Source organism: Arthrobacter sp. TJ-240, from assembly GCF_058269195.1.
This window is the reverse complement of record NZ_JBZCNG010000001.1, coordinates 286,499-300,590: the sequence shown is the minus strand read 5'-3', so window position 1 is coordinate 300,590 and position 14,092 is coordinate 286,499. Positions and strand designations below refer to the sequence as shown.

Annotated in this window: 8 protein-coding genes; 2 read left to right on the top strand and 6 right to left on the bottom strand. The window is 70.3% G+C overall.

The features are described from left to right. Nucleotides 1-3: 3 nt before the first annotated feature. Together AC4D2C_RS01400 and AC4D2C_RS01395 are read right to left on the bottom strand one after the other, a co-directional pair. Complete coding sequence (locus tag AC4D2C_RS01400) at nt 4-975, bottom strand: acyl-CoA thioesterase (RefSeq protein WP_490911860.1); 972 nt, start codon at nt 973-975, stop codon at nt 4-6. A gap of 94 nt (nt 976-1,069) precedes the next feature. After that, nucleotides 1,070-1,639 (bottom strand): TetR/AcrR family transcriptional regulator, encoded by a 570-nt coding sequence (locus tag AC4D2C_RS01395; protein ID WP_490911859.1) that lies wholly within the window; start codon nt 1,637-1,639, stop codon nt 1,070-1,072. 90 nt (nt 1,640-1,729) lie between these two features. Between AC4D2C_RS01395 and AC4D2C_RS01390 the strand changes: the two genes are divergently transcribed. Then, entirely contained in the window at nt 1,730-2,764 is a 1,035-nt protein-coding gene (locus tag AC4D2C_RS01390; protein WP_490911858.1) for an NAD(P)-dependent alcohol dehydrogenase, read from the top strand. A gap of 1 nt (nt 2,765) precedes the next feature. On the opposite strand, the gene AC4D2C_RS01385 is transcribed toward AC4D2C_RS01390, so the two are convergent. From AC4D2C_RS01385 to AC4D2C_RS01370, 4 genes are all read right to left on the bottom strand, one after another. Then, nucleotides 2,766-3,806 (bottom strand): alcohol dehydrogenase catalytic domain-containing protein, encoded by a 1,041-nt coding sequence (locus AC4D2C_RS01385; RefSeq protein ID WP_490911857.1) that lies wholly within the window; start codon nt 3,804-3,806, stop codon nt 2,766-2,768. Nucleotides 3,807-3,860: 54 nt separating this feature from the next. Further along, nucleotides 3,861-5,486, bottom strand: coding sequence for a BCCT family transporter (locus AC4D2C_RS01380; RefSeq protein ID WP_490911856.1), 1,626 nt, complete (start codon nt 5,484-5,486; stop codon nt 3,861-3,863). A 326-nt stretch (nt 5,487-5,812) separates the two neighbouring features. After that, entirely contained in the window at nt 5,813-7,045 is a 1,233-nt protein-coding gene (locus AC4D2C_RS01375) for an MFS transporter (protein ID WP_490911855.1), read from the bottom strand. A gap of 189 nt (nt 7,046-7,234) precedes the next feature. Continuing rightward, the gene (locus tag AC4D2C_RS01370) at nt 7,235-8,155 is read right to left on the bottom strand and encodes an AEC family transporter (protein ID WP_490911854.1); all 921 of its coding nucleotides are present in this window, start codon (nt 8,153-8,155) and stop codon (nt 7,235-7,237) included. A gap of 418 nt (nt 8,156-8,573) precedes the next feature. Between AC4D2C_RS01370 and AC4D2C_RS01365 the strand changes: the two genes are divergently transcribed. Further along, the gene (locus AC4D2C_RS01365; protein WP_490911853.1) at nt 8,574-14,000 is read left to right on the top strand and encodes a rhamnogalacturonan lyase family protein; all 5,427 of its coding nucleotides are present in this window, start codon (nt 8,574-8,576) and stop codon (nt 13,998-14,000) included. Nucleotides 14,001-14,092: the final 92 nt, after the last annotated feature.

The following is a 14,092-nucleotide window of genomic DNA, read 5'->3' as shown; positions in this document are numbered from 1 at the left end:
CGCCTACGCCGGGTCGGCCGCCGCCCGAAGGTGGGTCGGGAGCACGCTACCCGGGGCACGGCTGCGGATGAGGGCCAGGTTCCGGGCATGCTCGTGCAGGCGCCGGTCCTCCTCCGAGCGGGGCACCCACGGCGGCACCGGAACGGCCGAGCCCTCGTCGTCGCGCGCGACCATGACCGTGAGGCACGTGGTGGTGAGGTCCATCTCCCGCGCCCGGGGGTTGCCCGAGCGGACGTGGACCGCCACGTGCATGCCCTTGGAGCCCGTGTACACGAGGCGCGCCTCCACCTCGACGACGTCCCCGATGTGCAGCGGCTTCAGGAACCGCACGCCGCCGGAGAACACCGCCACGGTGTCGAGGCCGCAGTAGCGCGTGGAGCAGACGTACGCGGCCTCGTCGATCCAGTCCATCACCGTGCCGCCGTGCACCTTCCCGCCCCAGTTCACGTCGGTGGGAGCGGCGAGGAACCGCAGCACCGTCCGCTCGGCGGTGCCGGCGTCCGTGTACGCCTGGCGGTCCATCTCCTCCACGATCTGCTTCCGGACGTCGATGCGCGCCACGGCGTGCTCGCTGTCGAGCCGCTCGGAGTCGGTCCGCGGCTCGAAGGGAGGCACGCGGACGGGCCTGCCGTCGGGGCCGACCGCCACGAAGATCACGAGGCATTCCGTGCGCTTGCCGCCGTCGTCCCCCGACACCGAGCCGGAGGAGACGACGGTCCGGATGTGCATGGACGAGGTGCCGGTGTGCACGATCGTCGCCTCGACCTCCACGAGGTCGCCGACCCTGACCGGGTCCGCGAAGTGGATGTTCCCCACGTAGGCGGTCACGCAGTACGTCTTCGCCCAGCCGACGGCGGCCGCGTAGGCGGCCTTGTCCACCCACTCGAGTACCGTGCCGGCGTCCACCGACCCGCTGTGGCCGAGGTCGGTGGGGGAGGCGAGGAATCGCAGGGTGACCGCGTTCGAGGGCTGCATGACCCAGTATCACCACGTCCGGTCGGCATCCGGAAGCGTTCCGGGAGCGCGGCGGGCGGGCCGCCTGCACACGCGGCGGTCAGGCGAGGGTTCGTCAGGGGGTGATCAGGCGTTGCACGGCGAGGCGGATCAGCTGCCGCCGTTCCTCGTGCTGCGCCTCGTCGTCGTCGGGGGAGGCCGCGATGGTGGTGCTGACGGGTGACCACGTCATCGACAGGGCGATCACCAGCGAGAACAGGTGGGCCGGGGGGATGGCCGGGTCGACGAGCCCTCGAGCCTGGGCTGCCGCGATCGCGTCGAACTTCGGTCCGTCGAGTGTGCCGATCTCGGGCCCGAGCCCGCCGGAGGGCGCGCGCTCCAGGCGCGTCCAGACGGCCAGCTTCACGATGTGGGGATGCGCGAGGTAGTCGTCGTACAGGCGCACGGCGTACCCGGGAAGGTCCTCGCCGTCGATCGGCACGGCGTCGACGATGGCACGCAGCTGGTCGCGGAGCACGGCGCTGAAGAGCTGCTCCTTGTTGCCGAAGTAGGCGTAGAGCTGTGCCTTGTTGGCGCGGGCGGCCGTGGCGATGCGGTCGATCCGCGCCCCGGCGATCCCGCGCTCGGCGAACTCCGCGGTGGCCGCCTCGAGGATCCGCTTCCTGGTCGCGTCGCTGTTGCCCATCCCTCCACCCTATTCCAACCGTTTGGTTTCTTTCTCCGTCAACGTCGCGTAAGGTCGATCCAACCAAACGGTTAGTTCTGGAGGAGTCCCATGAGACACATCAACGGATATGCATCCGTGCACGGCGGCAGCGGAGTGACGCCGTGGACCTTCCAGCGGCGGGACCTCCGCTCCGACGACATCGCCGTCGGGATCGACTACTGCGGCGTCTGCCACAGCGACCTCGACGCGCTCGCCTCGGCCGCGCGGGGACCGGCGCGCCTCGTGCCCGGCCACGAGTTCACCGGGACGGTCACCGGGATCGGCGCGGCCGTCACGCGCTTCGCCGTCGGCCAGCGCGTCGCGGTCGGCAACATCGTCGACTCCTGCGGGACGTGCGCGGCATGCCTGGCCGATCAGCAGAACTACTGCCATGCCTTCCCCACCCTCACCTACGGCGGCGTGGACCGGCACGACGGCCTGCCCACGCAGGGCGGCTTCTCCGAGGAGTACGTGGTCCGGGAGGACTTCGCCTACGCCGTCCCCGCGCAGCTGGACCCCGCCGCCGTCGCGCCCCTGATGTGCGCGGGAGTGACCGTCTGGGAGCCGCTGCGGCGCTGGCAGGTGGGCCCGGGCAGTACGGTGGGTGTCGTCGGGATCGGCGGGCTGGGGCATCTCGCGGTCAAGCTCGCCAAGGCGCTCGGCGCGCGTGTCACGGTCTTCACCACCTCACCCGCGAAGGCGGACGCGGCCTACCTGCTGGGGGCCGACGACGTCGTGCTCTCCACCGACGACGCCGCCATGGCCGCGCAGTCCGACACCCACGACCTGATCCTCGACACCGCGTCCGCCCCTCACGACATGACGCCGTACCTGCGGGCTCTGTCCATGGACGGCACGCTGTGCAGCCTCGGCATCACCGAACGCCTCGAATTCGACCCCATGGCGCTGCTGATCGGCCGCAAGAGCCTCGCCGCGGCGGGAAGCGCCGGCACCCGTGCCACGCAGGAACTACTGGACTTCTGCGGCGAGCACGGCATCACGGCCGACGTCGAGGTGCTGCCCGTGGCCGAGGTCAACGAGGCACTGGACCGGCTGCGGCGCAACGACGTGCGCTACCGGTTCGTCCTCGACCTGAACGCGTAGGTCAGGCCCCGACGTCGATGACGGTCACGCCGGCGGAGCGGTCGCCCGCCATCACGACGAGGGCGCCCGGGACCTCGTCGAGGGTGATCCTGCGCTCGATGAGGTCCTGGGGGCGCAGCCGGTCCGCGGCCACGAGATCGAGCAGTCCCGCGTAGTCCTGTGCAGGCATGCCGTGGCTGCCGAGGATCGACAACTCCCGGCCGATCACGGCGCCCATGGGGATCACGGGGTCGGCGGGGAACAGGCCGATCTGCACGTGCCGGCCGCGGGGCCGCAGCGAGAGGATCCCCGCGGCGGCGGTCTCCTCCCGGCCGAGGGCGTCCACCGAGACGTCGAACCCCGAGGGCGCGGCCTCGGCCAGGGCGGCGAGCACCGCGGCTCGGGAGAGACCGGAGGAGTCGATGGTGTGGACGGCGCCGAAGCGGGCCGCGCGTGCCAGGGCGGCGTCGTCGATGTCCACCGCCACCACGCTGGCGCCGAGCGCCGCGCCGATCATGACGGCGCTCAGTCCCACCCCGCCGCACCCCACCACCACGAGGTGTTCCCCGCCCTCGAGGCGGGCCTGGTGGACCAGGCCGCGGTACGACGTCGCGAAGCGGCACCCGAGGAGTGCGGCGGCGCCGGCATCGAGGGAGGCGGGGACGGCGATCAGGTTGGTGTCGGCGTCGTGGAGCGCCACGAGGTCCGCGAACGAGCCCCAGTGCGTGAAGCCCGGCTGCGTCTGGTTGCGGCACACCTGGCCGTTGCCGGACCGGCACTCGGGGCAGCGGCCGCACGCGCAGACGAACGGTGTGGTGACCCGGTCGCCGACGGAGAAGCGCCGGACGTCGCCGCCCGCCGCCACGATGGTGCCCACCAGTTCGTGGCCGGGGACGTGCGGGAGGGTGATGCCGGCGTCGTGCCCGAGCCAGCCGTGCACATCGCTGCGGCAGAGGCCCGTCGCCTCGACACGGACGACGACGCCGCCGGGCGAGGGGACGGGGGCGGGGACGTCCCGGAGGACGGGGCGGGCGGAGAACCCGTCGAAGCAGACAGCGCGCATCGCACCATTCTGCCTCGCGCGTTCCCCGCCCGGTGCATCACTCCCGACGCCGGGTCAGCCCTGCGGCGGGGCGACCCTGCGTGCGATCCGCGACCCCGTGCGCCGGGCGCCGGTGATGAGCGGGTCCTTCGCGAGGTCCATCATGAGCGCCACGCACAGGCCGATCATGACGAGCAGGAACGGGGCCGCGGCGATGATGGTGAGCGTCTGCAGGGCCTCGAGGCTCCCCACGGAGAGCAGGACGGCGGCCACGGCTCCGGTCAGGGTGCCCCACAGGATGGTCAGCCACTTGCGCGGGACGGCCGCGCCGAAGGAGGACAGCGAGCCGAGCACGATCGAGGAGGCGTCGGCACCCGAGATGAAGAAGATCGCTACGAGCACGACCACGAGGATGGAGGTCACGGAGGCCAGCGGGTACTGGGCGAGGAGCGCGAACATCGCAGACTCCTGGCTCTCGGCGTTGGCCGCCGCGATGTCCACCCCGTTGTTCTGCAGGTGCAGGGCCGAGCCACCCCACACGCCGAACCAGATGATGCTGATGACACTGGGGACGGCGACGACGCCGATCACGAACTCGCGGATGGTGCGCCCGCGCGAGATCTTCGCGAGGAACGAGCCGACGAAGGGCGTCCACGAGACCCACCAGGCCCAGTAGAAGATGGTCCACGCCGCCAGCCACTCGTGGCCGCCGAACGCGCCGGTGCGGGACGACATCTGGGGCAGGTCGATGAGGTAGCTGCCGGCCGACGCCGGGATGAGTTCGAGGATGAAGACGGTGGGGCCGACGACGAACAGGAAGAACAGCAGGGCCAGGGCCAGGATCATGTTGCCGTTGGAGAGCCATTTGATGCCCCGGCTCACGCCGCTGACGGCGGAGACGACGAAGCAGACGGTCAGGATCGCGATCAGCGTGATCTGCAGGGCCAGGCTGCTGCCCATGCCGAAGACCTCGGTGAGTCCGCCGTTGATCTGCAGGACGCCGAGGCCGAGGGACGTGGCCGAGCCGAAGAGGGTCGCGAAGATCGCGAACACGTCGATGGCGCGCATCCCGGCGGGTGTGGGGCGGCCGCGGAAGAGCGCCGTGAAAGCGCCGCTGAAGCCGGCGCCGCGGCCCTTCCGGAACGCCGAGTAGGCCAGGGCCAGGCCGACGACGGCGTAGATGGCCCAGGGATGGATGGCCCAGTGGAAGAGCGTGTAGTTCATGGCCTGCCGGGCAGCCTCCTGGCTGCCGGGCTCGATGCCCTCGACAGGCGGTGCGAGGTAGTGGGAGATGGGCTCGGTGACGCCGTAGAACATGAGCCCGATGCCCATGCCCGCGCTGAACATCATCGCGATCCAGGACGCCCGCGAGTACTCGGGCTTCTCGCCGTCCTTGCCGAGAGGTATGCGCCCGTACTTGCTGAAGGCCAGGAACAGGGCGAACACCACGAAACCGGTGGCAGTGAGCACGAACGCCCAGCCGAAGTTCACGACGAGGCCGTTGAGTACGGAGGAGGTGAACCCCGAGAACGGGGTGGGGAAGACCACGGCCGCGAGCATCAGCAGGATGACGATCGAGAGCGAAACGAACAGAACCGGCTTGTCCAGCGCAGCCTTGGCGGGAGCCTCTCCTGGAGGGACCTCGAAGGGTGTGTCCTCGCTGGGCGGTGATCCGTGAATGGGCTCGGTGGAATTAGACATACGGCTTACGGTACGCGGACCACGAGGGCAGGGTCCGCGCGGGTCCGGGGCGAAAAGCCGCTTGCCCGGGCCTCCGGCCGGTGGTTCCGACCGGCCGGAGGGGCCCGCCGGACGGCATCGGCCGCGCGGGTCGGGAGAGCACTGCTTCCCAGTACCCGCGGCGATCCTGGCGTCTCCGCCCGGCGCCGGCGGGGCGGCCGGCGCCGGGCGGAGGGCGGCGGACCGAACCCCCGCCGCCGCCGGTCGGGGAGGCCTACCACGACCTCCGACTGTGACGAAGGACCCATCCAGGGGGCTCGCAGGCGTGCGAAGATGCCCCGCGCGGGTCAGGCCGCGTGGAGCCGGTGGCGTTCCCGGCGGTCCTTCACGGTGTCCGTGGAGAGGCTCAGGGCGAGGCCGGCGGCCACGAGCAGGATCATCACGAAGGGCAGGGCCTCGAGCCCGATGCCATCGAGGAGCAGCCCGCCGAGGAGCGCGCCGCCGCCGATCCCCACGTTGAACGCCGTCGTCTGCAGGGCCGCCGAGAGGTCGCGGGTGCGGAAGGACGCGGTGCGCAGCATCCTCGTCTGCAGCATGGCCGGGATGCCGCCGAAGGCCGCGCCCCAGACGATCACGGCGATCAGGACCACCACGGTGTTGGCGGTGAAGAGGGCGAGCGTGAGGACTGCGGCCATCACCAGCAGCACGACGCCGGCGAAGGCCTTCCGGGGGAAGCGGTCGGCGGCGTAGCCCGCCCCGACGAGCCCGATGATGCCCGCGCCGCCGTAGAGGAACAGGACCAGGGCCACGGAGCCCGGCTCGAAGGACGAGACGTCCGTCAGCCAGGGGGCGATGTACGTGTAGAACGTGTTCTGGCCCGTCAGCAGGATCAGGATGACCGCGCACAGCAGGAGGACGCCGCGGAAGCTCGGGTCCCGGCGCAGCGGGACGTGCGCCTCACCGGCCGCGCGCTCCACGTGGTGGTTCACGGGCGGCAGGTACTTCACGATCACGAGGGCGAGGACGGCCACGACCACACCGATGATGGTGAAGGCGGCGCGCCAGCCGAGGGCGTTGCCGATCGCCGTCCCCACGGGGACGCCGAGCACGAAGGCCGCCGTCCCGCCGCCGGCCGTGATGGCCACCGCCTTGCCGAGCTGGTGGGCCGGGACGAGGTGCGCGGCGTAGGCGGCGACCACGGCCCAGAAGAGGCCGTGCGCCAGCCCGCCGAGGATGCGGGCGGCGACGAGGACGCCGTACGTGGGGGCCACGGCCGCGAGGATGTTCGCCACCGCGATCACCAGCAGCACGACGACGATCAGCGACTTGCGCGAGAACCGCTGCGTGACGGCGGCGAGCGGTGTGGTGGCGACGACCACGGTGCCCGCGAAGATGGTCACGAGGTAGCCGGCGGTGGAGATGCCGACGCCGAGGTCGCGGGCCATCGCGGGCAGGAGGCCGGTGGGCAGGAACTCGCTTGTCACGGAGACGAAGATCGCCCCCGCGAGCGACAGCAGCCCGATGTAGGGGAACGGCGCGGAGGCCTTCGCGGTGGTTCTCGGCGGGAGGGAGACAGACAAGGGGTACCAATCATGGGAAGTGCCGGCGGTCGTCGCCCCGGTTGCGCCGTCGAGAACCGGGAGGCGGGGAGCCAAGTCCGATCGGAACCTGACTCCACCGGTGGTAACACGTCGGGGCGGCGAAGCATTCCTGCTCCGGCTTCCGAAAGTGGTGCCGCCGCGGTTTTGCCCGCGGAAGCCGGGCCCGGGTCAGGCGAGGAGGGCCGCGACGACGACGAGCGCCGGGATCGCGAGCAGTGAGGACAGCAGGACGGTGTCGCGGGCCAGCGGTACACCGCGACCGTACCGGGCCGCGAACATGAAGACGTTCTGGGCGGTGGGCAGTGCTGACACGACGACGGCGCCGAGCAGCCTTTCGCCGTCGAGCCCGAAGAGGTGCCGCGCGATGAGGTACGCGGCCACCGGCATGAGTGCGCTCTTGAGGATCGTGGCCGTGAAGACCTGCGCGCGGTCCGGGCTCGGTCTGAGGGGCCGGCTTCCCGGCAGCGACATGCCGAAGGAGATCAGCACCATCGGGACGGCGGCGCCGCCGAGCAGCGCGATGGATTCCCAGAGGGGGGCCGGCGGCCTGAACCCCGATGCGGACACGGCGACCCCCAGGAGCGAGGCGATGATCATCGGGTTGCGGAACGGCTGCGTCAGGACGGCACGCACGGAGGGCTTCCGGTCGGAGGTCAGGTCGAGGATCGTCAGGTAGAGGGGTGCCAGGAGCAGGAGCTGCACCAGCAGCACGGGCGCGATCAGCGTCGCGTCGCCCAGCGCGTAGACAGTGATGGGGATACCGATGTTGTTGGCGTTGACGTAGGAGCTCGCCATCGCGCCGATCGCGGTCTCGGCCGCCGCGCGGCGGAAGAGGAGCCTGCTGACGAGCACGTAGAGGACGGCGATGGCGAGGGAGGAGATCAGGGCGATCGGCACGTATTCGGTGAACACCGACCCGAGGTCGGCCTCCGCCAGGACGATGAAGAGCAGCGCCGGGTTGGTCACGAAGAACGCCACCTGGTTCAGCGCGAACCCGGCCTGGGGTCCGCCGATCACGAGGCGTCCGGCGATGTAGCCGACCAGGATGACGGCGCCGACGACGGCGAAACCGCCGAGCAGTCCCAGCATGCCCTCTCCCTCCGCACGGTCCCTCCGGCCCCCTTAGAACCTAGTGCGTCGCGCCCGGAACGCAGGAAGCGTGACGCTCATGGCCCCTGCGGGTACCCGTACCGGGGCCTTCCGGTGGGGGTGCCGCCGCGGCTGGTGCCCAGGCCCGTTGGTTCTGCCCGCCGGGTTCGGTCATGTGCCGCGGGTTCGGCAGGGAGGACTTGGGAAGCGTTTTCCCAAAACCCTTGATCGCTGTAGCGGGCCCGGTTAGGCTGGCGGCACGTCACCGCTGGTCCGCTCCCTCACCCCGCCGTACCCGGGGTATGGGAAGGGCGGTGGACACCCGCATCCGTTTTCAATGACGAAACGAGAAGGTACTAACTCCATGCCACACTCCGGTCTCAAACGCGCCCGTCTTGCGTCTCCACTCCTTGCAGGGGTGACCATTCTCAGCCTTGCACTCGTGGGCACCCCGGCCCACGCCGCCGATCCACCCCGCACCTATTCCTTCGACTTCGGGACCGCCTCCAGCCCGGTAGGGGAGGGCTGGAGCCGCGTCACTGAGACGACCACCTACGCACCGGGTTCGAGCTTCGGCATCGTTCCCGTCGACGGGACCACCCCCGTATCGCGCTACCGCACCGGTGGAACACCGGACGCCGTCGCCAACGACTTCGTGCTCGGGGCCAGCTGGGGGTTCGTGGCCGACGTGCCGAACGGCACCTACGACGTGACGGTGCTCTCGGGCGACCAGCTCGCCGGCACCAGCACCACCAAGACCTCCGTCTCCCTCGAGGGAGCACCCGCCGGCGTCGTCCAGGCCCGCCAGGCGGTGGAACAGCAGACGTGGAGCACCATGGTGAGCGACGGGCAGTTGACGGTCGATATCAGCGGCCCCGGCGCGGGCGGCTACGTGAACGGGATCGTCATCACCGAGGCCGCGGCACCGCCCGCGGAGCCGGATCCGGAGGAGCCGGTGTCCGCCCTTGCAGCCCCGGCGGACCTCCGCCTCGCGCACGTCAGCGCGGAAGGCGTCGTCCTTCGCTGGAACGAGGTGGCCGGCGCCGCGGGCTACGTACTGTCCCGCGCCGCGTCCGCGGCCGGTCCGTTCACGCAGGTCGCAGAGACCGCCGCCGGCCGCGACGTCTTCGTCACCGACCCGACGGCCGACACCTCCACCCCGAACTTCTACCGCGTCCAGGCCCGCGGAGCGGACGGCCTCTCGTCGCCGTCGGCCCTGACCGTCTCCAACCCGCTCGACGATCCTCCCGCCCTGCCGGACGGCGGCGTCCTCACCTTCGACTTCGGGAGCGGGTCGACGGCGCCGGGTGCCACCCGGATCGACACCACCTCCGCCTACTCCGCGGACTCGAGGGTGGGATTCATCGACTCCACGAAGGTCACGGCCACCGATCGCGGCGGTGCGGACGCCACCCGCGGCGACTTCGTCACGGTGGGCGATACCGAACTCGTCGTGGATCTGCCCAACGGTGACTACACCGTGGATCTCATCGCGGGCGATACCGGTGGACCGACCGACATCGCCATCACCGCCGAGGAGATGGCCAAGGTGCAGCCCACCACCAGGGCGGCGGGGGCCTTCCTGGAGATGTCGTTCGACATCGCCGTGGTGGACGGCCAGCTGAACCTGGAGTTCGCGGGCACCGCCCCCAACCTCAACGGCCTCGTCCTCACGCGTCAGGCGGAGCGCACCGAAGGCGCCGAACCGACGGTGTGGATCACCGGCGACTCGACGGTCCAGACCTACACCAGCGACTACGCACCGCAGGCCGGCTGGGGACAGATGATCGACCGCTTCCTCGACGACGGCGTCACGGTCGAGAACAAGGCGATCGGCGGTCGCAGCTCGAAGAACTTCATCAGCCAGGGGCGCCTCGACGAGGTGCTCCGCACCATCCGCCCGGGCGACTACCTCTTCGTGCAGTTCGGCCACAACGACAACAGCTACGGCGTCGACGACCGGTACGCGGCTCCGGGTGACTACTACGAGTACCTCCGCACCTATGTCGACGGTGCCCGTCAGCGAGGGGCCACGCCGGTGCTCGTAAGCCCCGTCTCCCGCCGGTCCTTCGACGCCACGACGGGGGAGGCGAACGTCTCCTTCCCTGCCTACGTGGACGCCGTCAAGTCCCTCGCGGCCGACACGGGCACGCCCGTCGTCGACCTCTCCGCCTCCAGCCGCGACTACCTGTCCGGGATCGGCGCCGAGGCCGCGAAGTCCGTCTTCCTCCACGTCCCGGCGGGGGTCTATCCGAGCCGCCCGACCGGGACCGCGGACGACACCCACTTCCAGGACTATGGAGCCATCCAGATGGCCCGGCTCGTCGCCACCGACGTCGCGGCCCTGGACATCCCGCTCGCCGGCAACGTCGCCGCCGTCGAACCTCCTGCCGCTGTGCCTGCCGCCCCCACCGGGCTCGCAGCCAGCAACGTCTCCAACGCCGGCGCGCAGCTGACCTGGGCTGCCGTCGAAGGATCGGACATCTACAAGGTGTTCAGCAAGAAGGCCTCCGACGCCGATGACGCCTATGAGCTGGTCACGACGTCGACCCTCCCGCAGGCAGCGATCGGTGGTCTGACCGAGGGGGAGTCCTATGATCTCCGCGTCGTCGCGGTCAACGGGCGCGGTGACTCGGCGCCCTCCGCGGCTGTCAGGATCACCACCAAGGCGCCCCTCTACGCCTTCGACGTCCAGCTCGCGGGCAACCCGGTGATGCCGGGCTACCTCGAGGTGAACCAGAACAGCATCTACGACGCCGACCGCGGATGGGGCTTCCTCGACGTCTCGGGACTCGGCGGCCGAGACCGGGGCATCAACTTCACCCCGGCGCCCAACGACCTGGAGCGGGACTTCCTGCTCCCGACCACGGCCCACGAGTTCGCGGTGGACGTGCCGAACGGCTCCTACGCGGTGACGACCTACAACGGTGACTGGATCGGTACCAGCCGCTCCACCATCCAGCTCGAGGGCAAGAACTTCGGTGACTCGAACGCGGGCCGCGCCGCCGTCTCCCAGAAGGTCAGCCAGCCGGTGCAGGTCACGGACGGGCAGCTGAACCTCGTGCTCACCGGATCGTCGTCCAGGCTCAACGGCATCGAGATCACCCCGCTGATCCTGGCGCCGTCAGGCCTGGTGCTCGACGATCTCAGCATCGACGGCTCCGTCGTCACGGTCGACCTCGGCTGGGAGGCCACCGAGGGCGCTGCGGGGTATCGCGTGTACCGGGCATCGGCCGGTAATGCCCCGGTCACCGTCGGCGACACCGACGGACCCGACTTCAAGGACACCACCGCGGACGTCGGACTGGAGTACACCTACACCGTGGTGGCGCTCGACGCCGCCGGCACTGAATCCGTTCCCTCCAACCCGCTCGAGCTGACCACGGTCGATCCGGATGTCCCCGTGGCGCCCGTCCCCACCGGCCTGGCCCTCGGTGCGGTCAACAAGAACGACGTCACGATCACGTGGACACCGTCGGACGGCGCCCTGTTCTACCAGGTGTACCGTGCAGAGCCGACGGCGGACGGGTCACTGGGGGACTTCGAGCTGGTCGGCCGCACCGACGACGCCTCGTTCAAGGACACCGACGTGCTGACGACCATCGAGTACACCTACGCGGTGACTGCAGTGAATGCGGGCGGTGCATCCGAGCGGTCCTCGACCATCACCTCCCCGGCTGTGACGACCCTGAAGCGCCAGGCCGAGCGGCTGAACCGCGCGCCCGTCGCCGTCGACGGCACGGACGGGGTGTACGTGGGATGGCGCATGCTCGGGCTGGACGACGACGCCATCGCCTTCCACGTCTACCGTGACGGCGAACGCGTCACGAGCAAGCCCGTCACGGGCAGCACCAACCTGCTCGACGCCGAGGGCTCGGCCGACGCCACCTACCGCGTCAGCTCGGTGGTCGACGGCGTGGAGCGCTGGGCCACGGAGGATTTCACCGTGTGGGACCAGCAGTACCTCGACGTGCCCCTCGACAAGCCGGCCGACGCCGTCACCAAGGACGGTCAGCCCTACTCCTACAAGGCCGGCGACGCCTCCGTGGGCGACGTCGACGGCGATGGTGAGTACGAGATCATCCTGAAGTGGGACCCGACCAACGGCCGCGACAACTCGCAGGCCGGGTACACGGGCACCGTCTACGTCGATGCCTACAAGCTCGACGGCACGCGCCTGTGGCGGATCGACCTGGGGAAGAACATCAGGGCCGGCGCGCACTATACGCAGTTCCAGGTCTTCGACCTCGACGGCAACGGCAAGGCCGAGGTGACCATGAGGACCGCCGACGGTACCGTCGACGGCGCAGGTACGGTGATCGGCAGCGCGACCGCCGACTACCGTAATTCCTCCGGTTACGTGCTCAGCGGCCCCGAGTTCCTCACCGTCTTCGACGGCGAGACCGGTGCTGCGATCGACACCATCGACTACGTGCCGGCCCGCGGCGATGTCGGCTCGTGGGGGGACACCTACGGCAACCGCGTGGACCGCTTCCTGGCGGGCGTGGCCTACCTCGACGGGGAGAAGCCGAGCGTCATCTTCAGCCGCGGCTACTACACCCGCGCGGTCATCGCGGCCTTCGACTTCGACGGCACGAACCTCACCTCACGCTGGACGTTCGACTCCGACGAGTCCGGCAGCGAGTACCGGGGCCAGGGGAACCACCAGTTCTCCGTGGCGGATGTCGACGGCGACCAGAAGGACGAGATCGTCTTCGGGTCGATGACCATCGACGACGACGGCGATGCGCTCCACAACACCGGCCTCGGGCACGGCGACGCGCTCCACGTCGCGGACTTCGACCCGTCCAGAGAGGGCCTCGAGGTCTTCGCGGCCCACGAGGACATGGGTGCGTCGGGAAACCGTGGCGCGACCTATCGCGACGCCGCGACGGGGGAGATCCTCTGGTCCATCCCGGCCGCGCGGGACACCGGCCGTGCAGTCATGGCGGACATCGACCCGAACCACGCCGGTGCGGAGGGCTGGGCCATCGGCGGCGACGCCGCCTACAACTCGCCCGTCGGGCAGTTGCGCTCGTCGGCGGGGGAGCTGGTCTCGGAGAAGATCCCCGCGGCGAACTTCGTCACCTGGTGGGACGGCGACCTGCTCCGGGAGATCACGGACAACGACTACGACGCCGCGGCTGCGGCCGGGGTCCCGACGATCTCGAAGTGGAATCCCGAGACCGAGGCGGCCGAGGAGATCTACCGGGCGGAGGGAACGCTGAGCAACAACACCACGAAGGCGAATCCCGCCCTCCAGGCGGACCTGTTCGGCGACTGGCGCGAGGAGATCGTGACGCGCACGGATGATTCGGCGGCGCTGCGCATCTCGACGACGGTGGACCTGACCGAGCACCGGCTGCGGACCCTGCAGTCGGACCCTGTGTACCGTCTCGGCGTGGCATGGCAGAACACTTCCTACAACCAGCCACCTCACACCTCCTACTTCCTGGGTCACGACATGGAGGCACCACCGGCGCCGAGCATCGCCTACACCGGTGAGGACACGGGGCCCGGTGAACCGGTGAACAAGGAACCGTCCTTCGTCCCGGAACCTGCCGGCGCGAAGGACCTCAAGGCGGGTACGCGCGTCGACCTCGGCCTGGCCGGCGTGAAGTTCGACCGCGGTGCGAACGAGGTCACGCTCGAGAACCTCGAGGCCGGCGCGTGGTTCTACGTCTACCTCAATGACGCGGGCCTCGGCTGGCGGCAGGCGTCGGGCGACGGTGAGGTCACGGTGACCACGCCGGACGGCACGCGTCCCGGCAACAACAAGGTCGTCGTCTTCTCGGGTGACGGGGAGCTCTACGGCTGGGAGGCCCTGCGGGTCACCGGCCCCTGAGCGCGGCACAGAAGGGTCAAGGCCCGGGCATCACGCCCGGGCCTTCCCCCGGGGCCGGTGTCCACCCGTGACCGTCACCAAGGCTGTTGCGG

Coding starts and splice junctions, on each gene's coding strand:
- AC4D2C_RS01395 (WP_490911859.1), bottom strand. CDS start 1,639: ATGGGCAACAGCGACGCGACCAGGAAGCGGATCCTCGAGGCGGCCACC.
- AC4D2C_RS01380 (WP_490911856.1), bottom strand. CDS start 5,486: ATGTCTAATTCCACCGAGCCCATTCACGGATCACCGCCCAGCGAGGAC.
- AC4D2C_RS01385 (WP_490911857.1), bottom strand. CDS start 3,806: ATGCGCGCTGTCTGCTTCGACGGGTTCTCCGCCCGCCCCGTCCTCCGG.
- AC4D2C_RS01390 (WP_490911858.1), top strand. CDS start 1,730: ATGAGACACATCAACGGATATGCATCCGTGCACGGCGGCAGCGGAGTG.
- AC4D2C_RS01370 (WP_490911854.1), bottom strand. CDS start 8,155: ATGCTGGGACTGCTCGGCGGTTTCGCCGTCGTCGGCGCCGTCATCCTG.
- AC4D2C_RS01400 (WP_490911860.1), bottom strand. CDS start 975: ATGCAGCCCTCGAACGCGGTCACCCTGCGATTCCTCGCCTCCCCCACC.